22 protein-coding genes and 1 tRNA gene are annotated in these 25,209 nt (G+C 67.5%); 10 read left to right on the plus strand and 13 right to left on the minus strand.

Annotated elements, in window-relative coordinates:
* The first annotated feature begins 125 nt into the window (after positions 1-125).
* Positions 126-2,765, plus strand: a complete 2,640-nt coding sequence (gene clpB, locus JHW45_RS14570) for an ATP-dependent chaperone ClpB (RefSeq protein ID WP_272858319.1) — start codon at positions 126-128, stop codon at positions 2,763-2,765.
* Positions 2,766-2,823: 58 nt separating this feature from the next.
* Here clpB and JHW45_RS14575 read toward each other — a convergent pair whose 3' ends face one another.
* Complete coding sequence (locus tag JHW45_RS14575; protein WP_272858320.1) at positions 2,824-3,729, minus strand: 5'-methylthioadenosine/S-adenosylhomocysteine nucleosidase; 906 nt, start codon at positions 3,727-3,729, stop codon at positions 2,824-2,826.
* Positions 3,730-3,867: 138 nt separating this feature from the next.
* On the opposite strand from JHW45_RS14575, the gene JHW45_RS14580 reads away from it, so the two are divergent.
* The 3 genes from JHW45_RS14580 to msrA are packed head-to-tail and all read left to right on the plus strand — an operon-like array spanning position 3,868 to position 5,854.
* Positions 3,868-4,836, plus strand: coding sequence for an NAD(P)H-dependent flavin oxidoreductase (locus tag JHW45_RS14580; RefSeq protein WP_272858321.1), 969 nt, complete (start codon positions 3,868-3,870; stop codon positions 4,834-4,836).
* 57 nt (positions 4,837-4,893) lie between these two features.
* On the plus strand, positions 4,894-5,346 hold the full coding sequence (gene msrB / locus JHW45_RS14585) for a peptide-methionine (R)-S-oxide reductase MsrB (protein WP_272858322.1): 453 nt from the start codon (positions 4,894-4,896) through the stop codon (positions 5,344-5,346).
* Between the two features lies 1 nt (position 5,347).
* Positions 5,348-5,854: a peptide-methionine (S)-S-oxide reductase MsrA gene (gene msrA, locus JHW45_RS14590; protein ID WP_272858323.1), complete on the plus strand. Its 507-nt coding sequence runs from the start codon at positions 5,348-5,350 to the stop codon at positions 5,852-5,854.
* Positions 5,855-5,911: 57 nt separating this feature from the next.
* Here the strand turns inward: msrA and JHW45_RS14595 are convergent, their stop codons facing one another.
* Genes JHW45_RS14595 through JHW45_RS14605 form a run of 3 tightly spaced genes read right to left on the minus strand, consistent with a single transcriptional unit; the run spans position 5,912 to position 11,126 of the window.
* Positions 5,912-8,971: an efflux RND transporter permease subunit gene (locus JHW45_RS14595; RefSeq protein WP_272858324.1), complete on the minus strand. Its 3,060-nt coding sequence runs from the start codon at positions 8,969-8,971 to the stop codon at positions 5,912-5,914.
* Entirely contained in the window at positions 8,968-10,071 is a 1,104-nt protein-coding gene (locus JHW45_RS14600) for an efflux RND transporter periplasmic adaptor subunit (protein ID WP_272858325.1), read from the minus strand. Before JHW45_RS14600 ends, JHW45_RS14595 begins: the two co-directional genes overlap by 4 nt.
* A complete protein-coding gene (locus JHW45_RS14605) occupies positions 10,068-11,126 on the minus strand; it encodes an efflux RND transporter periplasmic adaptor subunit (RefSeq protein ID WP_272858326.1) in 1,059 nt (352 codons plus the stop codon). The genes JHW45_RS14600 and JHW45_RS14605 overlap by 4 nt, the downstream gene beginning before the upstream one ends.
* A gap of 177 nt (positions 11,127-11,303) precedes the next feature.
* Between JHW45_RS14605 and JHW45_RS14610 the strand changes: the two genes are divergently transcribed.
* Positions 11,304-12,095, plus strand: coding sequence for an alpha/beta hydrolase (locus JHW45_RS14610; RefSeq protein ID WP_272858327.1), 792 nt, complete (start codon positions 11,304-11,306; stop codon positions 12,093-12,095).
* An 83-nt stretch (positions 12,096-12,178) separates the two neighbouring features.
* Here the strand turns inward: JHW45_RS14610 and JHW45_RS14615 are convergent.
* Positions 12,179-12,255: transfer RNA gene (locus tag JHW45_RS14615), tRNA-Met, on the minus strand.
* 119 nt (positions 12,256-12,374) lie between these two features.
* Positions 12,375-13,697: a glutamate--tRNA ligase gene (gltX, locus tag JHW45_RS14620; protein ID WP_272858328.1), complete on the minus strand. Its 1,323-nt coding sequence runs from the start codon at positions 13,695-13,697 to the stop codon at positions 12,375-12,377.
* Between the two features lie 78 nt (positions 13,698-13,775).
* Between gltX and JHW45_RS14625 the strand changes: the two genes are divergently transcribed.
* Both JHW45_RS14625 and JHW45_RS14630 read left to right on the plus strand, forming a co-directional pair.
* Complete coding sequence (locus JHW45_RS14625) at positions 13,776-14,183, plus strand: metallopeptidase family protein (RefSeq protein ID WP_272858329.1); 408 nt, start codon at positions 13,776-13,778, stop codon at positions 14,181-14,183.
* Positions 14,180-15,148, plus strand: a complete 969-nt coding sequence (locus JHW45_RS14630; protein ID WP_272858330.1) for a 1-phosphofructokinase family hexose kinase — start codon at positions 14,180-14,182, stop codon at positions 15,146-15,148. The genes JHW45_RS14625 and JHW45_RS14630 overlap by 4 nt, the downstream gene beginning before the upstream one ends.
* 109 nt (positions 15,149-15,257) lie before the next feature.
* On the opposite strand, the gene JHW45_RS14635 is transcribed toward JHW45_RS14630, so the two are convergent.
* Positions 15,258-15,584, minus strand: a complete 327-nt coding sequence (locus tag JHW45_RS14635) for a DUF6280 family protein (protein WP_235755011.1) — start codon at positions 15,582-15,584, stop codon at positions 15,258-15,260.
* A 361-nt stretch (positions 15,585-15,945) separates the two neighbouring features.
* Between JHW45_RS14635 and efp the strand changes: the two genes are divergently transcribed.
* On the plus strand, positions 15,946-16,509 hold the full coding sequence (gene efp / locus JHW45_RS14640; protein ID WP_272858331.1) for an elongation factor P: 564 nt from the start codon (positions 15,946-15,948) through the stop codon (positions 16,507-16,509).
* Positions 16,510-16,529: 20 nt separating this feature from the next.
* Here efp and dinB read toward each other — a convergent pair whose 3' ends face one another.
* The 3 genes from dinB to JHW45_RS14655 are packed head-to-tail and all read right to left on the minus strand — an operon-like array spanning position 16,530 to position 20,013.
* Entirely contained in the window at positions 16,530-17,633 is a 1,104-nt protein-coding gene (gene dinB, locus JHW45_RS14645) for a DNA polymerase IV (protein WP_272858332.1), read from the minus strand.
* Positions 17,630-18,349 carry a CAF17-like 4Fe-4S cluster assembly/insertion protein YgfZ gene (gene ygfZ / locus JHW45_RS14650; RefSeq protein ID WP_272858333.1) on the minus strand — a complete coding sequence of 240 codons (720 nt, stop codon included), beginning with the start codon at positions 18,347-18,349 and terminating at the stop codon, positions 17,630-17,632. Before ygfZ ends, dinB begins: the two co-directional genes overlap by 4 nt.
* Complete coding sequence (locus JHW45_RS14655) at positions 18,346-20,013, minus strand: ABC transporter ATP-binding protein (RefSeq protein ID WP_272860628.1); 1,668 nt, start codon at positions 20,011-20,013, stop codon at positions 18,346-18,348. Before JHW45_RS14655 ends, ygfZ begins: the two co-directional genes overlap by 4 nt.
* 351 nt (positions 20,014-20,364) lie before the next feature.
* Between JHW45_RS14655 and JHW45_RS14660 the strand changes: the two genes are divergently transcribed.
* Positions 20,365-21,543: a pyridoxal-phosphate-dependent aminotransferase family protein gene (locus JHW45_RS14660; RefSeq protein WP_272858334.1), complete on the plus strand. Its 1,179-nt coding sequence runs from the start codon at positions 20,365-20,367 to the stop codon at positions 21,541-21,543.
* A gap of 18 nt (positions 21,544-21,561) precedes the next feature.
* Here the strand turns inward: JHW45_RS14660 and JHW45_RS14665 are convergent, their stop codons facing one another.
* Together JHW45_RS14665 and JHW45_RS14670 are read right to left on the minus strand one after the other, a co-directional pair.
* Positions 21,562-22,131 (minus strand): RsmD family RNA methyltransferase, encoded by a 570-nt coding sequence (locus JHW45_RS14665; protein WP_272858335.1) that lies wholly within the window; start codon positions 22,129-22,131, stop codon positions 21,562-21,564.
* 22 nt (positions 22,132-22,153) lie between these two features.
* The gene (locus JHW45_RS14670; protein WP_272858336.1) at positions 22,154-23,353 is read right to left on the minus strand and encodes an NAD(P)/FAD-dependent oxidoreductase; all 1,200 of its coding nucleotides are present in this window, start codon (positions 23,351-23,353) and stop codon (positions 22,154-22,156) included.
* 81 nt (positions 23,354-23,434) lie between these two features.
* On the opposite strand from JHW45_RS14670, the gene JHW45_RS14675 reads away from it, so the two are divergent.
* Positions 23,435-23,920 (plus strand): peroxiredoxin, encoded by a 486-nt coding sequence (locus JHW45_RS14675; protein WP_272858337.1) that lies wholly within the window; start codon positions 23,435-23,437, stop codon positions 23,918-23,920.
* Between the two features lie 54 nt (positions 23,921-23,974).
* Here the strand turns inward: JHW45_RS14675 and JHW45_RS14680 are convergent, their stop codons facing one another.
* Positions 23,975-25,108, minus strand: coding sequence for a GNAT family N-acetyltransferase (locus tag JHW45_RS14680; RefSeq protein WP_272858338.1), 1,134 nt, complete (start codon positions 25,106-25,108; stop codon positions 23,975-23,977).
* Between the last annotated feature and the right edge of the window lie 101 nt (positions 25,109-25,209).

Consider the following 25,209-nt stretch of genomic DNA (forward strand, 5'->3'; position numbering starts at 1 on the left):
CGCACAGGCCCCGCGCGCTTGAAAGCGGCCCCGGAACATCCCAGATCATAGGCGAAGACCCGGACCGGGGCGTGCCGCATCAGGGCGCCTGCGACACGGGGGCTAGTGAGAAGGAGAACATGCCGATGAACATGGAAAAGTTCACGGAAAGGTCGCGCGGCTTTTTGCAGGCCGCCCAGACCATCGCGATCCGCGAGGAAAACCAGCGGGTCGTTCCCGAACATCTGCTGAAGGCGCTGATGGATGACGATCAGGGTCTGGCCGCGAATCTGATCAACCGCTCGGGCGGGGATGCGGGGCGCGTGAAACAGGCGGTGGATCAGGCCGTTGCGAAACTGCCGAAAGTGTCGGGATCGGGCAATCAGGTCTATGTCGACACCTCGATGGTGCGCGTGCTGGACGAGGCCGAGAAGATCGCCAAGAAGGCCGGCGACAGCTTCGTGCCGGCCGAACGGGTCCTGATGGCGCTGGCGATGGTGAACACCAACGCCAAGGACGCGCTGGAGGCTGGCGCCGTCAGCGCGCAGAACCTGAACGCCGCGATCAACGATCTGCGCAAGGGCCGCACCGCCGATTCGGCCAGCGCCGAGGAAGGCTATGACGCGCTGAACAAATACGCCCGCGACCTGACCGAGGCCGCCCGCGAAGGGAAGATCGACCCGATCATCGGCCGCGACGAGGAAATCCGCCGCGCCATGCAGGTCCTGTCGCGCCGCACCAAGAACAACCCGGTGCTGATCGGCGAACCCGGCGTCGGCAAGACCGCCATCGCCGAGGGTCTGGCGCTGCGCATCATCGACGGCGACGTGCCCGAAAGCCTGCGCGACAAGCGTCTGATGGCGCTGGACATGGGCGCGCTGATCGCCGGGTCGAAATATCGCGGCGAATTCGAGGAACGTCTGAAGGCGATCCTGAAGGAGATCGAGGCCGCCGCAGGCGAGATCGTGCTGTTCATCGACGAGTTGCACACGCTTGTCGGCGCCGGCAAGACCGATGGCGCCATGGATGCGGCGAACCTGATCAAGCCCGCGCTGGCGCGGGGCGAGCTGCACTGTGTGGGCGCCACGACGCTGGACGAATACCGCAAGTATATCGAAAAGGACGCCGCACTTGCCCGCCGGTTCCAGCCGGTGATGATCGTCGAACCGACCGTCGAGGACACGATCAGCATCCTGCGCGGCATCAAGGAGAAATACGAGCTGCATCACGGCGTGCGCATCAGCGACGCGGCCCTGGTGGCGGCGGCGCAGCTGTCCCACCGCTATATCACCGACCGTTTCCTGCCCGACAAGGCCATCGACCTGGTCGATGAGGCCGCGTCGCGCCTGCGGATGGAGGTGGACAGCAAGCCCGAGGAACTGGACGCGCTGGACCGCCAGATCCTGCAGATGCAGATCGAGGCCGAGGCGCTGAAGAAAGAGGACGACCAGGCCAGCAAGGACCGTCTGGAACGGCTGGAAAAGGACCTGTCCGACCTGCAGGAACGCAGCGCCGAGATGACCGCGCGCTGGCAGGCCGAACGCGACAGGCTGGAAGGCTCGCGCAACGTCAAGGAACAGCTGGATCGCGCCCGCGCCGAGCTGGACCAGGCCAAGCGCGAGGGCAATCTGGCCCGCGCGGGCGAATTGTCCTATGGCGTCATCCCCGGTCTTGAAAAGCAGCTTGCCCAGGCGGAAGACGCCGAAGGCGACGGGCTGATGGTCGAAGAGGCCGTGCGCCCCGAACAGATCGCCGAGGTCGTCGAACGCTGGACCGGCATCCCCACCAGCAAGATGCTGGAGGGCGAGCGCGAAAAGCTGCTGAAGATGGAAGAAGAGCTGACCAAGCGCGTGATCGGCCAGTCCGAGGCGGTGACTGCAGTCGCCAACTCGGTCCGCCGTGCGCGCGCGGGGCTGAACGACGAGAACCGACCGCTTGGGTCGTTCCTGTTCCTTGGCCCCACCGGCGTCGGCAAGACCGAGCTGACCAAGGCGCTGGCCGAATACATGTTCGACGACGATTCCGCGATGGTCCGCATCGACATGTCCGAGTTCATGGAGAAGCACTCGGTGGCGCGGCTGATCGGCGCGCCTCCGGGCTATGTCGGCTATGACGAGGGCGGCGTGCTGACCGAGGCGGTGCGCCGGCGGCCCTATCAGGTGATCCTGTTCGACGAGGTCGAAAAGGCCCATCCCGACGTCTTCAACGTGCTGTTGCAGGTGCTGGATGACGGGGTGCTGACCGACGGTCAGGGCCGGACGGTGGATTTCAAGCAGACGCTGATCATCCTGACCTCGAACCTGGGGTCGCAGGCGCTGTCGCATCTGCCCGAGGACGCCGATTCGACCGACGCGCGTCATCAGGTGATGGAGGCGGTGCGGAACCATTTCCGCCCCGAATTCCTGAACCGGCTGGACGAGATCATCATCTTCCGCCGCCTGTCGCGCGAGAACATGGACGGGATCGTCGATATCCAGCTGATGCGTCTGGAACAGCGTCTGGCACAGCGCAAGATCACGCTGGAACTGGATCAGGATGCCCGCAAATGGCTGGCCGATCAGGGTTACGACCCGGTCTTCGGCGCCCGCCCGCTGAAGCGGGTGATCCAGCGCGCCTTGCAGGACCCGCTGGCGGAACTGCTGCTGTCGGGCGAGGTGCTGGACGGGCAGACGGTCCATGTCGGTGCCAGCGACGACGGGCTGGTCGTCGGCAACCGCATCGGCACGGCGGGCCACAAGCTGGGCGCCGTCGGCGAAGGGCCAAAGCCCGACGCCACGCTGCACTGATTGCAACCGTTGCGAAAGCCCCGGCATCCTGCCGGGGCTTTCCTTTTCCGGGGGCCGACTATTCCTCCGTCGGCAAAGCCGCGAGAAAACGCTTGACCAGTGCGGCCGAATTCTGCGCGGCCAGCGACATGAACACGCCCATCTCGTTCTCGCCCTCGCCGCCGCCCGCCAGGTCCGACAGCGACCGGAAGGCGATGAACGGCACCTCGTTGGCCCAGGCAACCTGCGCCACGGCAGCCGATTCCATATCGACCACCTGCGCCGCGAACGTGTCGAAGATCCACGTCCGCAGCGCGGCGTTATCCACGAAGGCAGAGCCCGAGACACCGTTTCCGCCGACGCGGATCCGGGGCCGATGCGACAGGCAGGCGTTCTGGTCGTTGCATTCCGCCAGTTCGGTCCGGGCCGCCACCTCCGCAGCGACCTGCAACATCGCCTCGTCGGTCGGAAACCAGAACCGCGTCTGCGGTTCGCCGCGATCCGAGGCGACGGTCGTTTCATTGGTGAAGATCATGCCGTAATTGGGAAACGGCGAATCGAGGAAGGGCGGGATCGCGAATTTCCCGTCGGCCTCGCGCGCCATGATGCTTTCCAGATAGTTCCCCCACTGCCCCGCCACGACCACATCGCCGATATTCAACGACGGATCGACGCCGCCCGCGATGCCCGAAAAGACGATGGCGTCGATGTCGAAATGATCCAGCGCCAGCTGCGTCGTCATCGCGGCGTTGACCATCGACACGCCGGACAGGAACAGCACCACCTGCCGCTCGCCCAGCCTTCCCGTCACGAACTCGACACCGTTGATCGTTCGGGTCCGCGCGTCCTGAATGTCCGCCTGCAGGCTGACCCATTCCGGCGGAAAGGCGGACATGACCGCGATCCGCGGCACCTCATCCGCCATGACGGGGCCGGTCATCAGGATCAGCGAGGCGGTCAGGGCAATGCGACGGAGGCGGGTCATGGGAATCCTTTCTGATGGCTGGCAAACACCTTGCCGCAGCGCCGCCGTTCTGCCAATCGCCTTGGGCTGTCGCCGCGTTACCGCTTGTCCGCTGCGCGCGCCCGCGCCATCTTGCCCCGAATCGTGACGGAGGATCAGATGCTGCCACCCATCCTGCAAAACCTGCGCATTCCGGTGGTCGCCGCGCCGATGTTCATCGTGTCCGGGCCCGAACTGGTGATCGCGCAGTGCAAGGCCGGCATCGTCGGCAGCTTTCCGGCGCTGAACGCGCGCGAGAAAGACGGTGAGGCCCCGGTGCTGGACACGTGGCTGACCCGCATCGCGGAAGAGCTTGACCGGCACAACCAGGCCAACCCGGATCGTCCCGCAGCGCCTTTCGCCGTGAACCAGATCGTGCATCGCAGCAATGCACGGCTGGATCGCGACATCGAGATCTGTCACCGCCACAAGGTGCCGATCTGGATCACCTCGCTTGGCGCGCGCCCCGAGGTGAACGCCGCCGCGCATGATTGCGGCGGCATCGCGCTGCACGACATCATCAACAACGTCTTTGCCCGAAAGGCCATCGAGAAGGGCGCCGACGGGCTGATCGCGGTCGCCGCCGGGGCGGGCGGACATGCCGGACCGCAATCGCCCTTTGCCCTGGTCCAGGAAATCCGCGACTGGTTCGACGGCCCGCTGCTGCTGTCCGGCGCGATCGCGACGGGCGGCGCGGTTCTGGCGGCGCAGGCGATGGGCGCCGATCTGGCCTATATCGGCAGCCCCTTCATCGCCACGGCCGAAGCGAACGCGCCGCAGGATTACAAGCAGATGATCTGCGACAGCGGGGCGATGGACATCGTCACCTCGTCACTGTTCACGGGGGTTTCGGGAAACTATCTCGCGCCCTCGATCCGCAAGGCCGGGCTGGACCCCGACAATCTGGACAGCGCCGGCGCCGAATCGATGAGCTTCGCCGAAGGATCGTCCAAGGCCAAGGCATGGAGCCAGATCTGGGGATCGGGCCAAGGCATCGGCGCCGTGCGCGACATTCAGCCCGCCGCCGCGCGCATCGACCGGCTGGCCCGCGAATATGCCGCGGCCAAGGCCCGCATCGCGCAGCTTTGACCCCTTTGCGAAACCGGGTAATCGTTCCCATATACGGGTGCGAACAGGACCCGAGCCGTGGAGGATGAAGTGGCCTATCAGAAGACAAGCGAAGCCGTCGCGCGGCTGACGCCCGAACAATATCGCGTCACGCAGGAAAACGGTACCGAGCGCGCATTCACCGGCGAATACGATCATCATTTCGAACCGGGCATCTATGTCGACGTGGTGTCGGGCGAACCGCTGTTCGTCAGTGCCGCGAAATACAATTCCGGCTGCGGCTGGCCCGCCTTTACCAAACCCGTCGACGGCAACGTGACCGAACATCGCGACGTGTCCTTCGGCATGGTCCGGACCGAGGTGCGGTCGCGGCACGGCGACAGCCATCTGGGCCATGTCTTTCCCGACGGCCCCCCCGACCAGGGCGGTCTGCGTTACTGTATCAACTCGGCCTCGCTGCGCTTCGTCCCCAAAGAGAAGATGCAGGAAGAAGGCTATGGCGACTATCTGGATCAGGTCGAGGAGGCTTGAGATGACCGAACGCGCAATCCTGGCCGGCGGCTGTTTCTGGGGCATGCAGGACCTGATCCGGCGGTTGCCCGGCGTGATCTCGACCCGCGTGGGCTATACCGGCGGCGATGTCCCGAACGCCACCTATCGCAACCACGGCACCCATGCCGAGGGGATCGAAATCGTCTTCGATCCCGCGCGCATCGGCTATCGCCAGTTGCTGGAATTCTTCTTCCAGATCCACGATCCGTCCACGCCGAACCGGCAGGGCAACGATGTCGGCCCCAGCTATCGGTCGGCGATCTATTACCTTGACGAGGATCAGAAACAGACCGCGCTGGACACGATCGCGGATGTGGATGCCTCGGGGTTGTGGCCGGGCCGGGTTGTCACCGAGGTGGAACCCGCCGGCGATTTCTGGGAGGCCGAGCCGGAACATCAGGATTACCTGGAGCGCATCCCCAACGGCTATACCTGTCACTTTCCGCGCCCCGATTGGGTGCTGCCGAAACGCAGCGCCGCCGAATAGCGCGTCACGCGCGGACAGCGCCCGACGGGGCCGCACGGCAGACCGGCGGCCCCGTCTTCAGGTCTCCGCCGGGTCTTTCGCGGGCGGTTTGACGCCGAACACGGCGCAGTAAAGCGCCGGCACGAAGACAAGCGTGACCAATGTGCCGGCGATGATGCCCCCCATCATCGCGAACGCCATCGGCCCCCAGAACACCTGCCGCGAAATCGGGATCAGGGCCAGCGACGCCGCCGCCGCCGTCAGCAGGATGGGCCGCGCACGGCTGTCCGAGGCCTCGAAGACCGCGTCCCATCTGGACCGGCCCTTTCCCAGAAGTTCCTGGATCTCGTGCACAAGGATGACCGAGTTCCGGATCAGGATGCCGATCAGCGCAAGGATCCCCAGAATCGCCACAAACCCCATCGGAACGCCGAACGGCACCAGCACCGCGACCACCCCGATCAGGCCCAGTGGCGCCGCGGCGAACACGATCAGCGACAGGCGGAACCCCTGCATCTGCGCCATCACCAGCGTGGCCATGATCAGCAGCATGATCGGCACGACATCCGCGATCGGCGCCTGGCTTTCGCCCGACGTCTCGACCGTGCCGCCAAGTTCGACCGAAACGGAGGGCGGCAGGTCCGCGCGGAAATCGTCGATGGCAGGCGCCAGATCCTGAACCAGCGTGGCGGGCTGGTCAGCGGTGGCGATGGCCGCCATGACCGTGACCGTGGGCCGCCCGTTGCGCTGCTGGATCAGCGGCTGTTCGGTGCCATAATTCAGGCTGACCAGCGCGGTCATCGGGATCCGCTGGCCGGTGCTGGTGGTCAGTTGAAGATTGCGGATCGATTCCAGCGATTCGCGATCCTGGGCGTCGCCGCGCGCGATCACGTCGATCAGGAAGATATCGTCGCGCAGCTGCGTCACGACCACGCCCGAAAACAGCGCCGACAGCGAATCCGAGATGTCTTGGCTGGTCACGCCCAGTTGCCGCGCCTGGTCCTGATCCACCTGAAGCCGCACGACCCGCGCCGGTTCGTTCCAGTCCATCGCGATGTCGCGCAGACGCGGCTCGGACGCCAGCACGGTGGCCAGACCGCGCGCCGCGTCGCGGGCCGCGTCGATGCTGTCGCCGCTGACGCGATACTGCACCGGCTTGCCGACCGGGGGACCGATTTCGAGGTTCTTGACATAGATGTCGACGCCCGTGAATTCGCGCGCGGCAAGATCGTTCAACCGCGCCTTGACCCGGTCGCGCGCCGCCAGATCCGGGGTCTGGATCACGATCTGCCCCATATGCGGCCCCGGCGTCGGCACGTCCATCGACAGCACAAAGCGCGGCGCGCCGCGCCCGACATAGGACGTCCAGAAGCTGACATCCGCATCGTCGGCCAGCGTCGCCTCCAGCCGGTCCATATCGGCGCGCGTCTTGGCGATCGAAGCGTTCTGGCGTTCGGTCACATCGACCAGAACCTCGGTCCGGTCCGAGGTGGGAAAGAACTGCTGTTCGACAAAGCGCATCCCGAACACGGACAGCGCAAAGATCGCCAGCGTGATCGCGATGGTCAGCCACCTGAACCGCATGGCGATCCGCAGCAGGCCATGGAACCGGCGGCGCAGCCAGCCGGGGCGATGGCCTTCTTGATGCGCCATCTTGGTGGTCAGGAACGTCACCCCCAGAAGCGGCGCGAACAGCACGGCCACCACCCACGAGATCAGCAGCGAGACGGCGATCACCACGAACAGCGAAAACGTGAACTCGCCCGCGGCCGAGTTGTTCAGCCCGATGGGAATGAAGCCGGCCACGGTGACCAGCGTCCCGGTCAGCATCGGAAACGCGATCGAGGTCCAGGCATAGCTGGCCGCGTTTTCAAGCGATTCGCCCAGTTCCAGACGCGAGATCATGGTTTCGATGGCGATCATGGCATCGTCGACCAGCAGCCCCAACGCGATGATCAGCGCGCCAAGCGAGATCCGCTGCAGGGTGATGTCATAGAGGTCGAGGATGACGAAGGTGATCGCCAGCACCAGCGGGATGGTCAGCGTCACCACGAACCCGGCCCGGAACCCCAGGCTGATGAAGCTGACGATCAGCACGATGATCACCGCCTCGGCCAGCGCGGTGACGAAATGGCCGACCGCCTCGTCGACGACATGCGGCTGGTCGGCGACCTTCGCCATCTCGATCCCGATGGGCAGATCGGCGGCGACCTGCGCCATCAGCGCGTCCAGTTGCCGCCCGAATTCAAGGATGTTCTCGCCATCGCGCATCCCGATCTGCAGACCGATGGCCGGCTCGCCCCGGTAACGGAACAGCGACTGGGGCGGGTCTTCATAGCCGCGTCGCACCGTGGCCACGTCCGACAGGTTGAAGAACCGCTCGCCCACCCGCAGATTGACCGCGGCGATCGAGGCGGCATCGTCGAACTGGCCGCCGACGCGCACCAGCACGCGCTCATCTCCGGCCTGGATCACGCCCGACGGTGCGATGGCGTTCTGCGTCGCCAGTGTCGCCATCACCTGCTGTTCGTTCAGCCCCAGTGCCGCCAGCCGCGCGGACGAGAATTCCAGATAGATCTCTTCGTCCTGCTCGCCCAGAAGCTCGATCTTGCCGGCGGCATCCAGCGCCGCGACCTGCTTGCGGATATCCTCGATCCGGTCGCGCAATTCGCGCGGGGTGAACCCGTCCGAGGTGAAGGCATAGATGTTGCCGAACACGTCGCCGAAATTGTCGTTGAACTGGAAGCCCTGAAATTCCTGCGGAAATTCGGGTCTTATGTCGGCCATCATCTGACGCACGCGGTTCCAGATTTCGGGCACCTGCGGGCCGCGCGTGGTCGGCAAAAGCTCGACATACACCACCGTCTGCCCCGGCGTCGTGACCGAGCGGGTGTAATCAAGCTCGTCCAGCTCTTCCAGCTTCGTCTCGATCCGGGTGGTGACCTGTTTCAGCGTCTCCTCGATGCTGGCGCCGGGCAGCGCGGCGCCGATCAGCATCGTCTTGACGGTGAAGTTCGGGTCTTCCTCGCGGCCCAGGTTGAGATAGCTGTAGGCCCCGGCCAGCATCGACACGATCAGCAGGAACCACACGAAGCTGCGATGGTGCAGCGCCCAGTCGGACAGGTTGAACCGCCTCATGGCTCGACCCCCCTGCCGACCGGCTGGCCGTCCTCAAGCGAATGAACGCCGCGGATCACGACCTCGTCCCCGTCCGACAGCCCCGACCGGATCAGCGTACGATCCTGGATTTCGGGGCCGGTGCGGACCTGCACGGCCTCGACCCGCGCGGTGTCGCCCTCGCGCAGCACCCGCCAGACCCAGTCACGCCCGTCACGCGAAAAGATCGCCTTGGGCGCGACAGTCAGCGCCGGTTCGCCGGCGGTGCCAAGCCGGGCGCGGATCAGCGCGCCCAGACGGAACGGCGCGTCGGCGGGCAGGGTCAGATACAGACGCCGCGTGCGGGTCGCGCGGTCGGCCAGCGGCTCGATCCGGTCCAGCGTGGCCGGCACCTGCCGGTCGGCATCGGTGCGTTGCCAGACTGTGAACGCGGCGTCGTCGGGCAGACCGCCAAGCGCCGATTCCGGCAAGTCGATCACCGCCTCAAGCCGGTCATCGGCCGACAGTTGCAGGATCGGCGCGCCGGCATCCACGACGGCGCCGGGCGTTTCAAAGACGGCGCTGACCACGCCCGCGAACGGCGCGGTCATGGTGGCAAAGCTTTCCGCGTCCTGCGCCTGAACCAGTTCGGAACGCGCCTGATCGGCCGCAGCCTCGGCCAGGGCGGCGGCGCGCTGTGCCTGTTCCAGCTGCGCGTTCGAGGCGACATTGCGCCGCGCCAGCTCTTGCGTGCGTTCCAGCGTGGTGCGCGCGGTCCGCAACTGCACCTGGGCGGCGTCGACGGCGGCCTGCGCGGCGCGGGTGGTGGCGGCCATGTCCTCGGTGCTGAGTTCGGCCAGCACCTGACCCTCTTCGACCATGTCGCCCAGATCGACATCGCGGCTGACCATCCGGCCAAGCGTCTGGAACGCCATCGTGACCTGGGTGCGGGCCTGCACGGTGCCGGGCACCCACCGCCACGCCTCGCCCCGATCCTCGACGATCTCGGTCACGACGGGGCGCGGGTCGGCCTGCACCACAGGTTCATCGCCAAAGCCCAGCCAGTCCGGCAGTTCCAGCGCGGACGCGGGACCGACCAGCGCCAGCGCCGCCGCCAGCAACAAGGCGAGCCGACACATCATGGCTGCGCCCCCGCCGGCTGAACCTTGCGCCCCGGATAAAGAAGCTGCGACCCGGCACCGACCACCGTCTGACCGGCCTCGACACCGTCCGACAGATAGACGGTGTTGTTGCCGAAACGGCTGATCCGCACCGGCGTCAGGCGCACGCGGTCGTCGTCGTCCACGATCCAGACCGCCGGGCTTTCGCCCTGACGCATCAGCACCGTCCAGGGCAGCACGATCCCCGCATCGGTCGAGATCTGCAAATGGCCACGCACCGCCGCACCCAACAGCGACATGTTGCCGGTGACCGGGCCGATCCGGGCGCGCAGCGTCACCGTGCCGGTGCGGGGATCGACCAGCGGCGCGATCTCGGTCACGGTGCCGGTCAGGTCGGGCCGGTCGATGTCGATGGTCGTCAACCGCACCTCACGCCCCATCGCCGCATCCAGCAGCGGGTGATCGGGCGCCTGGAACACCGCCTCCAGCCCCTCCAGCGTGGCCAGCGAAAAGGCCGGCTGCGCGGCGCCGACGATCTGTCCGGGCGCAACCGCGCGGTTCGTCACGACCGAGGCTTGCGGCGCGCGCAGCACGGTGTCATCGACCGCGCGCCGTGCCTGATCGACCGCGCTTTCCGCGCGCTGGACCGATCCCGTCGCTTCGGACAGGCCCTGTTCGGCGGCGTCGCGGGCCGCGCGGGTGCCGACGCCGCGTTCCAGCATGGCATTGGCGCGCTGGCTGGCCTGACGTGCCTGCGCCTGCGCCGCCTCGGCCGCCGCCAGATTGGCCTGCGCCACCTTCAGCGCCTGATCCTGCTGAACCGAATCCAGCCGCGCCAGCGCCTGTCCGGGCTGAACCCGGTCGCCTTCCTCGACCAGCACCTCGACGACGCGGCCGCTTTGGCGAAAGCCCAGATCGACGCTGTCCAGCGCCTCGATCGAACCGGACAGTTGCAGATCGACGGCAAGCGGTTCCTGCCGCGCGGTCACGTATTCCACCCGCAGATCGGCACTCTGCGCCCCGACGCCCAAGGGAAGCAGGGCAAGGAAAACCGCAAGGACGCGCAGGACAACCATAACAGACACCATTCCAATGAACCGCTTTTGCGGCAGAATCCACCTGTTGGAAAGCCCCCCTGTCCCTACGTCACCGCACCGCGTTATCGAAAATGCCATCGATCCGGCCCTGCGCCGATCCTGCCTCTTGACCGCTGGCGGACTGCCGGTTCTGTTGCCGGCAACAAGGAGTGCACGATGTTCTATCAGGTCACCGATTGGGACGACGCCTATGCGAACGCCCCGCATATTCCGGGCGGCGACGCCTTTCCCGACCGCTGGCGGCAGCGATCTGCCGATTTCCGCGCGACGCATGCTTCGCAGGATCTGGGAAAGGGTCACCTGTTCCTGCCCGATGCCAAGCCGCAGGGGCTGGCCGTGTTCATCCATGGCGGATTCTGGATGAGCTTCGATCCCGGCCTCTGGTCCTATCTGGCGGCAGGTCCGCTGGCGGCGGGCTGGGCGGTGGCGATGCCGGCCTATAGGCTGGCGCCGGCGGCACGGATCGCCGCGATCACGCGCGAGGTCGCAGCCGCGATCGAGGACGCCGCAAGCCGCGTCGCCGGTCCGATTGCACTGACCGGACACTCGGCCGGGGGGCATCTGGCGGCACGGATGATCTGCGATGACGGCACCCTTTCAGATCCCGTCGCGGCACGGGTCAGCGCCTGCGTCCCGATCTCGGCCCTGTCCGATCTGCGCCCGCTGATGCGGACCGCGATGAACCGGACGCTGTCCATCGACGCCGACGAGGCACAGAGGGAAAGCCCCGCCCTGCTGACCCCCAGGCCGGACATCCCCGTCACCATGTGGGTCGGCGGCATGGAACGGCCGGAATTTCTGCGCCAGTCGCGGCTGCTGGCCGATATCTGGGCAGGTCTGGGCGCCGCGACCGACAGCGTCGTCGATCCCGGCCGGCACCATTTCGACGTGATCGAGGCGCTGACCCGGCCCGACAGCCCGCTGACCCGGACGCTGCTGAGCCGGTGACGCGTCGGCCGTGCACGATGACAAGACCGCCCGCACCGCAGGTTTTCGCCCCTGTTGGCAAGGGAAAACCTTGAAAGATGAAATGGTAGCGGAGGAGGGATTTGAACCCCCGACACAAGGATTATGATTCCTCTGCTCTAACCAACTGAGCTACTCCGCCACGGGTGCCGGCGATTTACGGAAAGCCGTCAGGGGCGTCAAGGGGTTTCGTGGCGACAGACGAACTTGCCGGCCTTTGCGGGTGCGCGGCAACCGTTGCCGGCCCGCGCGGTCGCGCCGTCAGCCGCGCGCCTTCACCACCCGCAGCAGCGGCATCACGTCGGACATGTCCGGGCCGTGCGCCTGCCCCGTCACCGCCTTGCGCAGCGGCATGAACAGCGATTTGCCCTTGCGGCCCGTCGCCTCTTTCACACGTGCGGTCCATTCGCCCCAGCTTGCATCCGTATAGGGCGGGGGCGGCAGCATGGTCATCGCCTGCGCGACGAAATCGGCGTCTTCGGGGTCGATCTGCGGCTCGGCCCCTTCGTTGAAGATGCGCCACCAGTCGGCCAGATCCTCGATCCGGGTGATGTTCTGCGAGGCCACGCGCCAGAACCGTTCGGCCTGATCCTCGGGCACGCCAAGCGCCAGAATCCGGTCGCGAACCGCCGCGAAGGGCAGCGACTGGTTCCGTTCGCGGGTCAGCGGCCACAGATCCTCGGCGTCGAACTTGGTGGGCGAGGCGCCGAACTGCGACAGATCGAACGCCTCCGCCAGCTCGTCAAGGTCGGTCAGCCGGACCGGCTGTCCCGACCCCAGCCTGCCCATCAGCGACAGCAGCGCCTGGGGCGCGACCCCCGCCTCGCGCAGATCCTTCAGCGACAGCGCGCCCAGACGCTTGGACAATTCCTCGCCCCGCGCGCCGGTCAGCAGGCTGTGATGGGCGAAATTCGGCGGCGTGCCGCCGATGGCGCGGATGATCTGGATCTGCGTGGCCGTGTTGGTGACGTGATCCGATCCGCGCACGATATCGGTCACCCCCATATCGGTGTCGTCCACCGACGAGGCGAAAGTATACAGCACCTGCCCGTCGGCGCGGATCAGCACCGGATCGCTGACCGAGGCCGCGTCGATCGAGATGTCGCCCAAGATGCCGTCCTGCCATTCGATCCGCTCGTGATCCAGCCGGAAACGCCAGTATCCCTCGCGCCCCTCGGCGCGCAGCCGGTCCTTGTCGGCGTCCGACAGGGCCAGCCCGGTGCGGTCATAGACCGGCGGCCGGCCCATGTTCAGCTGCTTCTTGCGCTTCAGATCCAGCTCGGTCGGGGTTTCGAACACCTCGTAAAGCCGCCCATCGGCCCGCAAATCGTCGGCGACCTGCGCGTATCGGTCCAGCCGCTGCGACTGCCGCTCGACCCGGTCCCAGTGCAGGCCCAGCCAGTCCAGATCGCGCTTGATCCCCTCGACATACTCCTCCTTGCTGCGGTCCCGGTCGGTGTCGTCCAGCCGCAGGATGAAGGTCCCGCCGGCCTTGCGCGCAATCAGATAGTTGAACAGCGCGGTCCGAAGGTTGCCCACATGGATGTGGCCGGTGGGCGAGGGCGCAAAGCGGGTGGTGGTCATGGGCGTCTCCTGTTGTCCGGTGCTCTTTCACACGGCGCGATTTTTGTCCATATCGGGGACGCAACGCAGGAGGTGCGGATGACTGACTGGGACGGCGTGCGGGCACCCGACGCAACCGAGATCGAAAGCATGGCACGCGCCGCCATGGCGACGTTGCCGGCGCAATTCGCGGGTCACGCGCAGGATGTCGCGATCCGGGTGGCCGAGTTCGCGCCCGACGAGATGCTGGACGAATTGCAGATCGACGATCCGTTCGAGTTGACGGGTCTTTACGACGGCATCCCGGTGACCGAAAAATCGGTCGCCGACCAGCCCGGCGGGCCGGACATCGTCTGGCTGTTCCGCCGCCCGCTGCTGGACGAATGGGCCTCGCGCGGGGACGTGACCCTGGGCGAATTGATCGGCCATGTCGTCACCCACGAACTGGCCCATCATTTCGGCTGGTCCGACGACGATATCGCGCGCATCGACAGGTGGTGGGAATGACCTTGGCCGAGGGCGCGCCGCAGGTCCCGATCCTGACCGTCACGCTGAACCCGGCGCTGGATCTGTCCACCGCCGCCGACGAGGTGCGCCCGGATCTGAAGCTTCGCTGCGACAAGCCGGTGGTCGATCCGGGCGGCGGCGGCATCAATGTCAGTCGCGCGATCAAGGTGATGGGCGGACAATCCACGGCGATGGTCGCGCTTGGCGGCGCGACCGGCACGCGGATCGCCGACATGCTGAAGGCCGACGGGCTGCGGCTGGTGCGGCTGACCGCACCGGGCGAGACGCGCCAGTCGCTGGCCGTGACCGACCGGGCGACGGGCGGTCAGTATCGTTTCGTCATGCCCGGACCCGAATGGCACAAGACGCATGTGGCCGACATGATGGCGGCGATCGCGGAAAGCGCCCGCGCGGGCGGGTGGGTGGTCGTGTCGGGATCGAACCCGCCGGGCGTCGCGCCGGGCTTCGAACAGATGCTGACCGTGCGGCTGAAGGACGGCCGCGCCAGATTGCTGGTCGATACGTCGGGCGACGCGCTGCGGGCGCTGGCCGGATCGTCGATCCCGGTCGATGTGCTGCGCATGGACAGCCACGAGGCCGAGGCTCTGGCGGGCCGCAAGCTGCCGCAGCGCGGCGACAGCGCCGGTTTTGCCGCCGGGCTGGTGCGTGACGGCGCGGCCCGGGCGGTGATCGTGGCGCGCGGCGCGGATGGATCGGTCATTGCCGGCCCGGACGGCGCCTGGCACGCCGCGATCCCGCCGGTGCCGGTGGTCAGCGCGGTGGGCGCGGGCGACAGTTTCGTGGCCGGGTTCGTTCTGGCCGTGGCGCGCGACTGGCCGGTGCAAGAGGCGCTGGCCTTGGGCGCGGCGGCGGCCTCGGCGGCGGTGATGACGCCAGCCACCGAATTGTGCCACGCGCATGACGTGACGCGCCTGTTCGCGGATCGGGTGGTGACGCGGCTGTGATGCCGCCGCGCACACCGTCCCAACGGCTTTGCCGCGATGCAGGCTGCGGAATCGGAAAGGCCGCCCCGAAAGGCGGCCTGCAACGATCCATCCATCCTGCCGGCGCGATCTAGGCCGCTTCGGCCTCTTCCGCCTCGGCGGCCATGCGGCGTTCGCTTTCCTCGCGCGACAGCGCGACCGAGGTGCGCACGCCCTTGGACACGAAATCCATCAGCCCTTTCACGACCCGTTCGTTCGGGTCGATGCCGGCGCAGCTCAGCACCTCGCGGCCGTCGCGGGACCGCGCCCACCGCGCGATCTGTTCGGGTCCGTTGCCATATTTCTTGTCGTCGGCGATGGCATCGTCCAGCGCAGCCAGCACAACCGCCGCAAACAGCTTGCGGGCGCGCTGTCCCTGTTCGAAATTGAAAGCCGAGCCATCCACAAAATCGCGCATTTCATTCGTCCATGTTCTGGGTCCGCGTCAACCTGCGGACCATGCGGGGGGTTCCGGTCCACCCCGCGTCATTTACTTTTCCGTTTCTCTGACGGTACCGCCTGACATAGACCAGTTCGGCACCGATTCGATATTCCCTCAATCGCATGGCTGCCATGCATAACCTGCAATTCGTGCAAAAATCAGATAAATCTTCCCTCGACCTAATTTTTTCTGCAACATCGCGCTGCAGTTCCCGTCTTGACAACGCGGCAAATCCGTTCCGGTTGCCTTGCGGTCCAGCCAGCGATATAGGGTCGCGACCGCGTCGTTCAACGCCCGGACGGCCCGAAATCCCGCAACATTCGCAAGAGTTCAACGCATGCCCAAGATCAACGGCAACGAAATCCGCCCCGGCAACGTGCTGGAGCATGACAACGGTCTGTGGGCCGCGGTCAAGGTCAACCATGTCAAGCCCGGCAAGGGCGGGGCCTTTGCGCAGGTCGAACTGAAGAACCTGCGCGACGGCCGCAAGCTGAACGAGCGGTTCCGCAGCGAAGACAAGGTCGAACGCGTCCGGCTGGACCAGAAGGACCAGCAATTCCTGTATGAAAGCGACGGCAAGCTGGTCTTCATGGACAGCCAGACGTTCGAGCAGACCGAACTGGACGCCGATCTTCTGGGCGAACGCCGCCCGTTCCTGCAGGACGGCATGACCGCCACCATCGAATATTACGGTGACGAGGCGCTGTCGGTGTCGCTGCCGCAGAAGGTCACCTGCAAGGTGGCCGAGACCGAACCTGTGGTGAAGGGCCAGACCGCCGCCAACAGCTACAAGCCCGCGATCCTCGACAACGGCGTGCGGATCATGATCCCGCCCTTCGTGGGCGAGGGCGAGAATATCGTCGTCAACACCGAGATGTTCGAATACAGCGAACGCGCCTGAGGGCAGCCTGCGACCGCATCTCAGGCAAACAGGTCCAGCTGCGCCGGATCGCCGCCGTCGCGCCCGAAGCCTGACAGCGTGATCCCCAACAGCCGCGCCCCGCGCGGGTCGGGCATGACGGCGGCGATCAGGTCGCGGGCGATGTCCAGCATCTCGGCCTCGGTTTCGACCGCGCGCGGCAGGGTCCGCGCGCGCGTCACCTGACGGAAATCGGCGAATTTCACCTTCAGCGTCACCGTCCGTCCGCGCAATTCGTGGCGGCTGGCGTGGCGCCAGACCTTGGACGCCAGCGGCGCCAGCGCCGCGTCGCATTCGGGCAGCGTCATCAGATCGGTGTGATAGGTGCTTTCGGCGCCGACCGACTTGCGCACGCGGTCGGGCCGCACCTGCCGGTGGTCGATCCCGCGCGCGATGTTCCAGTAATAGCGTCCCGACTTGCCGAACCGCCGGGTCAGGAACGCCAGATCCTGCGCCCGCAGATCGGCCCCGGTGCGAATCCCCATGGCGTCCATCTTGCGTGCGGTGGCCGGTCCGATGCCGTGGAACCGGCCGACCGGCAGGTCCAGCACGAAATCAGGGCCCCGTTCGGGCGTGATCACGCACAGCCCGTCGGGCTTGTTCCGGTCCGAGGCCAGCTTGGCCAGAAACTTGTTATAGCTGACGCCGGCGCTGGCTGTCAGCCCGGTCGCCTCGCGGATGCGGGCGCGGATCTCGCGCGCCACCTGCGTCGCGGTCTGGCCGGGCCACAGATGGTCGGTGACGTCCAGATAGGCCTCGTCCAGCGACAGCGGTTCGACCAGCGGCGTGTGATCGGCGAAGATGTCGCGGATCTGGGCGCTGACGGCGCGATAGACGTCAAAGCGCGGCTTGACGAAGATCAGGTCGGGGCATTGGCGCCGCGCCGTGACCGACGGCATGGCCGAGCGCACCCCGAACACCCGCGCCTCGTAACTGGCCGCCGCGACCACCCCGCGCATCGATCCGCCGCCGACCGCGACCGGCTTGCCGCGCAGGTCGGGATTGTCGCGCTGCTCGACCGAGGCATAAAACGCATCCATGTCGATATGGATGATCCGGCGCAGCACCGGCTGCGCGGCGGGGGCCATGTCGGCCCCGCCGGTCATTCCGGGAACAGGCGGGCCTCGCCGGCCTCCATCCCGTCTGCCAGCCGGTCAAAACGGACATGGGCGATGCCGCGACCGCCGGACTGTGTGTAAAGCGTGCCGACCGCCCGGCCATCGGCGGTGATGGGCGTGCCCACCGGCGCCTCGCCCTCGACCCGCAGCGTGGTCAGCCCCTTGCGCAGTTCGGCCTTGTGCTTCATCCGCGCCGTGACCTCTTGCCCGACATAACAGCCCTTGTGGAAATCGACGCCGTGCAGACGCTCGAACCCGGCTTCCAGGATGAAGGTCTCGTTCGGGATCAGCTCGACCAGGGTCTTGGGGATGCAATGGGCCACGCGGATCGCGTCCCAGTCGGTGCCGTCATCGCCCTCGGCCCCGTAATGTCGCCAGCCCAGGGCCGGATGGCGCGGGTCCTGGATCGCCCCTTCGGGCGCCTCGCCTGTGCCGCGCGCCACGGTCATGTCGACCGGCTGCAATTCGACCTTGGAACGCAGCTTGTACATCGACAGCCGCTTAACCAGGTCGTCGGCCAGACCCGCATCGACATCCAGCAACAGCGCCTCGCCCTTCGGCACGATCAGGAAATCGGCCAGATACTTGCCCTGCGGCGTCAGCATCGCGGCCCAGCACGGCGCGCGGGTGACATCGTTGGTGACAAGCCCTTGCAGGAAGTCCACGCGATCCTGACCGGTGACACGGATGATCTGACGGGTCATGGTATTTCTCCGAATTGCAATGCCACAAGGCGGGCATAGGCGCCGCCTTCGGCCATCAACTGGTCATGGCTGCCCTGTTCCACAACCCTGCCGCCCTCGATCACGACGATCCGGTCGGCGTTGCGGATCGTGGACAGGCGATGCGCGATCACCAGCGTGGTGCGCCCCTGGGACAGCCGGTCCAGCGCGTCCTGCACCATCCGTTCGCTGGCGGTGTCCAGCGCGCTGGTCGCCTCGTCCAGCAGCAGCACCGGCGCATCGCGCAGCACGGCGCGGGCAATCGCCACGCGCTGACGCTGGCCGCCCGACAGCGATGATCCGCGCGGCCCGGCGGCGCTGTCCAGACCGCGCGTGGTGCCGGACAGGAAGTCGCTGACATGGGCCGCGTCCAGCGCCCGGTCCAGCGCCTCGGCGTCCGCACAAGGGCGTCCCATCAGGATATTGTCGCGCAGGCTTTCATCGAACAGCGCCGGTTCCTGCGACACGGTGGAAAACTGGTCGCGCAGCGTCGCCAGGTCGTACTCCGACACCGGCACGCCGCCCAGCAGGACCTGCCCGCGATCCGGGTCCACCATCCGCGTCAGCAGGTTGAACACCGTCGATTTGCCCGCCCCGGACGGTCCGACCAGCGCGGTCGTCCGCCCGGCCTCGGCGGTGAAATCCAGCCCGCGCAGAACCGGCTGCCCGTCATAGGACAGCCAGACATCGCGCAGCGCCACGGTGGTGTCGGGCGGCGGCGCGGTGCGCGGCCCCGACCGGATCGTGGGGACGGTGTCGAACACCTCATAGATGCGCTCCAGGCTGGCCGCGGCGGTCTGCCAGCTGCCGGCCAGCCCGCCCAGACGGCGCATCGGCTGAAACGCCAGCGCCAGCGCGGTGAAGAACGACATGAAATCGCCCACGCTGCGCTCTCCGGCCATCACGTCCTTGCCGCCAAGCGCCAGCACGGCGACAAAGCCGATGCCGGTGACGATGTCGGTCAGCGCCGGCATCACGCTGGCGATGGCGGCCACCTTGACCTCGGCCTGCCTTATGCGGGCGACGATGGCGGCGTAACGGGCGGTCTGATCGGCCTCGGCCCGGTTCAGGCGGATCGAGGCGATGCCGTGCAGCACCTCGTCCAGCCGCGTGGCCCGGGCGCTGGCATTGATGCGGTTCTGGCGCACCTTGCGCCTTACATAACGCTGCACCAGCGCCGCCGGCGCGATCAGCAGCGGCGCGCCGATCATCGCGCCCAGCGTCCACAGCGGATCGACCGTCAACGCGACGCCGAACAGCATCACCAGCGAGATCGCATCCCGCGTGGCCCCGGTCAGCAGCGTGGCCCAGACGCCCTGCACCGCCATCGTGTCGCCCTGGATGCGTTCGATCACCGCGCCGGGCGGGTTCTCGCGAAAGAACCGCCCGTCCAGCGTCAGGATATGGGCCAGCAGATCGGTCTGCATCCGCGTCGAGATGCCAAGCGAGATCCGCGTCAGCAGCGACCGGCTGGACACCAGCGTGACGGCGCGCAGCAGGAAGATGCCAAAGATCGCGCCGCCCACCCACCAGATCGCGCCGCTCTGCTTGCCCACGAAGACCAGATCGAACAGCGGCTTCAGCATCCACGAGATCAGCGCCAGCGTCGATCCCTCCAGCGTCATCAGCAAGAAGGCCAGCGCCATCGCCGCGCGGTGCGGGCGCAGATAATCTGCCCACAGCCTGCGAAACAGGTCGGATGAGGGAAGGGTCGGATTCACGGGCGCGACAGCCTCCTGATGACGGCATGGCCTATCGGGCCAGCCATATCCCGCCGCCCCCGCCCGGACAAGGCGCAGCCCGGCCGGCCGGTCCCGCTGACCCGCCTCGGCATGCGCGCCCCGCCCCTCGCCCTCTTTCCAAATACCTCGGGGGGAGTCGCGGACGCGACGGGGGGCAGCGCCCCCCTGCCCGGCCGCCGCAGGCATCGCGGCCGGACGTTGACGCCGCCCGCGCCCGCGCCTACCGATCCCGCAGATCGTGAAGGATTTTCGGACATGAGTCTTGCCGCAGGCCATCCGGCCATCGCCATTCCCGGCCCCTCGCCCCTGCCCGCCCGCGTGATGCGCGCAGCCCATCGCGCCGCGCCCGACATCTATGGCGCGGAACTGGCCGATCTGAACCTGCATGTCATGGCGCAGCTGAAACGTCTGGCCGGCACGACCGGCCATCTCGCCCCCTATATCGGCAACGGTCACGCCGGGTGGGAGGCGGCTGCCGCCAACCTGTTTTCGCCCGGCGACCGGGCACTGGTGCTGATCTCGGGCCATTTCGGCAGGTCCTGGGCCAGCCAGATCGAGGCGATGGGAGTCGCGGTCGAGCGGATGGATTTCGGCAACGCGCCGGCCGATCCCGCCCGGCTGGCCGCGCGGCTGGCAGCGGACGACGCGGCAGAGGTACATGCGGTGCTGATCTGCCAGACCGACACCGCCAGCGGGGCGATGGCCGATATTCCGGCGATCCGCGCGGCGATGGGCGATCACCCGGCGCTGCTGGTCGTGGATGCCATCGCCTCGCTTGGCTGTGCGCCGATGCTGATGGACGACTGGGGCGTCGATGTGCTGATCTCGGCCAGCCAGAAGGGGCTGATGTGCCCGCCCGGCACCGCCTTCGTGTGGTTTTCCGACCGCGCCTCGGCGCGGGGGACGCGCGGGCTGACGACGCCCTATTGGGACTGGCACATGCGCGCCGGCGCCGGCCGCGACAGCCTGTGGCGGTTCTGGGGCGGCACCCCGCCGGTGCAGCAGATCTTCGCGCTGGACGAGGCGCTGCGGATGCTGCTGGACGAGGAAGGTCTGGGCGCGGTCTGGGCGCGTCACGCGGCGCTGGCCCGCAGCGTCTGGGCCGCGGTCGATGCGTGGGGCGCGGGCAATCCGGGGATTCGCCTTACCATTGCCGATCCGTCGGCGCGGGCGGCGTCGGTCACGGCGGTGACGCTGCCCGGTGCGGATGCGCTGCGCGAATGGGTCAGCCGTCAATGCGGCGTCACCCTGGGCATCGGGCTGGGGGCCGAAAACCCGGCGGGCGCGCTGCGCATCGCCCATATGGGCCATTGCAACGCGGCGATGATGCTGGGCGTTCTGGGCGCGATGCAGGCCGGCATGATCGCCCTGGGGATCGACCACGGCGCGGGTGGGCTGGACGCCGCCGCGCGGGTCTTGGCCGAACCCGCCTGACATTCAGAAGGCCGAGCCTCAGTCGTCGCCGGGCAGCCGCGCCATCGTCACGATGCTGTCGCCATAGCGGCGCTGATCCAGCGGCACCAGCGGCGCGGGCAGCAGGGGCGGGCGCGATTCCTCCCACACCACCACGGCGCCGGGGGCGATCCAGCCCCCGTCCAGCGCCGAGGCGAGGGCAAATTCGCCCAACCCCTTGCCATAAGGCGGGTCGAGAAAGACCAGATCATAGGCAGGACCGCGATTGACGCCCAGCCTTGTGGCGTCGCGTCGCCACAGATCGGTCACGCCCATCGCCCGCGCCCGTTCGATATTGGCCCGGATCAGCGCCCGCGCCGTCGCGCCGTCATCGACGAACGTGACCCGCGACGCGCCGCGCGACAGCGCCTCGATCCCCAGGGCACCGGTGCCCGCGAACAGATCCAGCACCCGCGCGCCCGGCACCGGATTGCCGTGTTGGCCATTGATCAGCAGGTTGAAGATCGCCTCGCGCACCCTGTCGCCGGTGGGGCGCAGATGGGCGGCGCTGTCGCCCTGACCCATATCGGCCAGTTTCAGGCCGCGCAGGCTGCCGCCGACGATCCTCATGCGCCCTGCCGTCCGCAACCGCTCACATCAGCGCCTTGAGGTCGGGCACCGTCGGGATCGCCGCCGGATCGGGCGAGCGGCCGGAGTCGATCAGCCGCTTGCCGATCATGTAGGCGCGGGCGTCGTTCAGCGCATCGACCGCGATCAGCCGGCCATTGCGGAAATACCACACCGATCCGCCGTGCTGGCCGTCTCCCGGTCGCGTCACAATCCGGTCATAACCCGCGCCAAGACCTGCGATCTGAAGTTTCGCATCGAACTGGTCCGACCAGAACCACGGTTTCGCATCATGGACACGGTCGGCGCCAAGGATGTTGTCGGCCACCGTCTCGGCCATGTCGATGGCACCGCCCACGCTTTCCAGACGGATGCGTTCGCCCTGCCAGGGAAAGCTGGCGCAGTCGCCCGCCGTCCAGATCGCCGGGTCCGAGGTGCGGCCCCGGTCATCGGCGGCGATGCCGTTGTCGATGGCAAGCCCTGCGGCGTGGGCCAGCGCGGTTTCGGGCGCCACGCCGATGCCGGTGACGATCAGGTCGGCCTGCAACTCGCGCCCGTCGGCCAGCGCGACGCCGGTGGCGTGGCTGTCGCCCATGATGCGCTCGATGCTGACGGCCTCCATGATCTCGACCCCGTGGGCAAGATGCAGGGCGCGGATCATGTCGGCGGTCTGGGGTGCGGCGACGCGGCCCAGGATGCGCGGGGCGGATTCGATCAGCGTGACGGTCAGCCCCAGCTTGCGCGCCACCGCCGCCGCCTCAAGCCCGATATAGCCGCCGCCGATCACGATCAGCCGCCGTCCGGGCAGCATCTGCGCGGCCAGCGCGTCCACATCGGCCAGCGTGCGCACCACATGCACGCCCGGCAGATCGCCGCCCATCGCCGCCGGCAGGCGGCGCGGATGCGCGCCGAGGGTCAGCGCCAGCGCATCGTATTCCAGGCTGCCGCGATCGGTGGCGACCAGCCGGGACGCCGTGTCGATGGCGGTTGCCGTCTCGCCCAGGCGCAACTCGATCCGCTGATCGGGCCACCAGTCGTCGGCGCGCAGCAGCAGCCGGTCCAGCCCCATCTGACCCAGAAGATAGGATTTCGACAAGGGCGGGCGCTGATACGGGGCGACCGGTTCCGCGCCGACCACCGTCAGCGGACCGTCATGGCCGCCGGCGCGCAGCCTTGCCGCCATCGAGGCCGCCGCCTGCCCTGCCCCAAGGATCACGATACGCATGCTTGTCTTACCGCCGCTGGCCTGTCTTCGGCGCGCAGCCTATAGTCACGCCGAATCCGTTGCAATTCATGGAGAAGCTCGATGCGCATTCAGGCTGGTGATACATTCCCCGACGGCAAGTTGCTGCGGGCCGGCGACAGCGGCCCCGAAACCGTCGATGCGGCCGAACTGCACAAGGGGCGCGTCGCGATCTTCGGACTGCCCGGCGCCTTCACCGGCACCTGCACGAACGCGCATATGCCCAGCTTTGTCCGCACCGCCGACCAGTTCCGCCAGAAGGGCGTGGACCGGATCGTCTGCCTGACGGTGAACGACCCCTTCGTCTGCGCCGCCTGGGCGCAGGCGACCGGCGCGTCCGAGGCGGGGATCGAGGTACTGGCGGATGCCGATGGCAGCATCACCAAGGCCCTTGGGCTTGATTTCGACGCCCCGCCCGCCGGTCTTTACGGCCGCTGCAAGCGGTTCGCGGCACTGCTGCGCGATGGCAGGGTCGAGGTGATGGATGTCGAGGATTCGCCCGGCACGTGCAGCGTCAGCGCGGGCGAGGCCCTGCTGGAAAAGGTCTGAACCGCGCCGATCCCCGCGCGGGATCGGCGATCCGCACCTGTTTCGGCGCGCGGCCTAGCCCTGTTTGCGGAACGGGCCCCAATCGGTCAGCGCCTCGATCTCGTCGCCCATCGCCTCGCGTTCGCGGTCCAGATAATCGGCCAGCGCCCGCAGGAACCCCTCGTCCCGGACCCAGTGCAGCGAATGGATCGGGGCGGGCAGGTAACCGCGCGCCAGCTTGTGTTCGCCCTGCGCGCCGGCCTCGACCCGCGCCAGACCGTGGGCGATGGCATGGTCGATGGCCTGATGATAGCACAGTTCGAAATGCAGGAAGGCGTGATCTTCGACGCACCCCCAATAGCGTCCGTAAAGCGCATCGGGGCCGATGAAGTTCAGCGCCCCGGCAATCGGACGCCCGTCGCGTTCGGCCAGAACCAGCAGCACATCGTCGCGCATGGTCTGCTGCACGCAGTCGAAGAATTCGCGCGTCAAATAGGGCGTGCCCCATTTCCGCCCGCCCGTGTCCTGATAGAACCGCCAGAACGCGTCCCAGTGTTCGGGGCGCAGATCGTCGCCGCGCAGATGCCGGATCGTGCCGCCGAAATCCTGCGCGCGCTGACGTTCCTTGCGCAGCGCCTTGCGCTTGCGCGAGGACAGCTGCGCCAGAAACTCGTCATAGCTGGCATAGCCGCGATTGAACCAGTGGAATTGCTGCGTGACGCGCGGCAGAAACCCCGCATCGGCGCCCAGATCCGCCTCGTCCTCGGTGCAGAAGGTGACATGCACGCCCGACGCGCCGCCGCGTTCGGCCAATTGCGTCATGCCGGCCAGCAGGGACCGTCGGATATCGGGGTCGGGCGACAGCAGGCGCGTGCCGGATGCGGGGGTGAACGGGACCGCGCATTGCAGCTTGGGATAATAATGTCCGCCGGCCCGCAGATAGGCCTGCGCCCAGGCGTGGTCGAAGATGTATTCGCCCTGGCTGTGCGATTTCGCATAAAGCGGCGCGGCGCCGACGATCCGGCCCTCCCGCTCGATCGTCAGGTGCAGCGGCTGCCAGCCGGTCCCCCGCCCGACCGAACCCGAAACCTCCAGCGCGTGCAGAAAACGATGCGTCGTGAACGGATTGCCGTCTCCAAGCGCATCCCATGTCTCGGCGGGGATGGCGGCAATGTGGGGATGGGTGTTCAGGGTCAGCGCGGCGGTCATGCGAGGCAAGCTAGGCATTGCGCGCGGGTTTGTCAGCCCGCCGCGTGATCACGGGATGCGGCGTCGGGCACCGGCGGGGCAAACGGTGCTGCGCCGGTGCG

The sequence above is a fragment of the Paracoccus stylophorae genome, from assembly GCF_028553765.1.
Lineage (GTDB): Bacteria > Pseudomonadota > Alphaproteobacteria > Rhodobacterales > Rhodobacteraceae > Paracoccus > Paracoccus stylophorae.

What these genes read in the sequence shown, in the direction of transcription:
- JHW45_RS14595 (WP_272858324.1), bottom strand. Translation starts at nt 8,971, where the DNA reads ATGAGGCGGTTCAACCTGTCCGACTGGGCGCTGCACCATCGCAGCTTC.
- efp (WP_272858331.1), top strand. Translation starts at nt 15,946, where the DNA reads ATGCCCAAGATCAACGGCAACGAAATCCGCCCCGGCAACGTGCTGGAG.
- JHW45_RS14610 (WP_272858327.1), top strand. Translation starts at nt 11,304, where the DNA reads ATGTTCTATCAGGTCACCGATTGGGACGACGCCTATGCGAACGCCCCG.
- JHW45_RS14635 (WP_235755011.1), bottom strand. Translation starts at nt 15,584, where the DNA reads ATGCGCGATTTTGTGGATGGCTCGGCTTTCAATTTCGAACAGGGACAG.
- clpB (WP_272858319.1), top strand. Translation starts at nt 126, where the DNA reads ATGAACATGGAAAAGTTCACGGAAAGGTCGCGCGGCTTTTTGCAGGCC.
- JHW45_RS14580 (WP_272858321.1), top strand. Translation starts at nt 3,868, where the DNA reads ATGCTGCCACCCATCCTGCAAAACCTGCGCATTCCGGTGGTCGCCGCG.
- JHW45_RS14605 (WP_272858326.1), bottom strand. Translation starts at nt 11,126, where the DNA reads ATGGTTGTCCTGCGCGTCCTTGCGGTTTTCCTTGCCCTGCTTCCCTTG.
- gltX (WP_272858328.1), bottom strand. Translation starts at nt 13,697, where the DNA reads ATGACCACCACCCGCTTTGCGCCCTCGCCCACCGGCCACATCCATGTG.
- JHW45_RS14670 (WP_272858336.1), bottom strand. Translation starts at nt 23,353, where the DNA reads ATGCGTATCGTGATCCTTGGGGCAGGGCAGGCGGCGGCCTCGATGGCG.
- JHW45_RS14655 (WP_272860628.1), bottom strand. Translation starts at nt 20,013, where the DNA reads ATGGCGCTGGCCTTCTTGCTGATGACGCTGGAGGGATCGACGCTGGCG.
- JHW45_RS14665 (WP_272858335.1), bottom strand. Translation starts at nt 22,131, where the DNA reads ATGAGGATCGTCGGCGGCAGCCTGCGCGGCCTGAAACTGGCCGATATG.
- JHW45_RS14600 (WP_272858325.1), bottom strand. Translation starts at nt 10,071, where the DNA reads ATGATGTGTCGGCTCGCCTTGTTGCTGGCGGCGGCGCTGGCGCTGGTC.
- dinB (WP_272858332.1), bottom strand. Translation starts at nt 17,633, where the DNA reads ATGACCGGCGGGGCCGACATGGCCCCCGCCGCGCAGCCGGTGCTGCGC.
- JHW45_RS14630 (WP_272858330.1), top strand. Translation starts at nt 14,180, where the DNA reads ATGACCTTGGCCGAGGGCGCGCCGCAGGTCCCGATCCTGACCGTCACG.
- JHW45_RS14575 (WP_272858320.1), bottom strand. Translation starts at nt 3,729, where the DNA reads ATGACCCGCCTCCGTCGCATTGCCCTGACCGCCTCGCTGATCCTGATG.
- msrA (WP_272858323.1), top strand. Translation starts at nt 5,348, where the DNA reads ATGACCGAACGCGCAATCCTGGCCGGCGGCTGTTTCTGGGGCATGCAG.
- JHW45_RS14680 (WP_272858338.1), bottom strand. Translation starts at nt 25,108, where the DNA reads ATGACCGCCGCGCTGACCCTGAACACCCATCCCCACATTGCCGCCATC.
- JHW45_RS14675 (WP_272858337.1), top strand. Translation starts at nt 23,435, where the DNA reads ATGCGCATTCAGGCTGGTGATACATTCCCCGACGGCAAGTTGCTGCGG.
- ygfZ (WP_272858333.1), bottom strand. Translation starts at nt 18,349, where the DNA reads ATGACCCGTCAGATCATCCGTGTCACCGGTCAGGATCGCGTGGACTTC.
- JHW45_RS14625 (WP_272858329.1), top strand. Translation starts at nt 13,776, where the DNA reads ATGACTGACTGGGACGGCGTGCGGGCACCCGACGCAACCGAGATCGAA.
- JHW45_RS14660 (WP_272858334.1), top strand. Translation starts at nt 20,365, where the DNA reads ATGAGTCTTGCCGCAGGCCATCCGGCCATCGCCATTCCCGGCCCCTCG.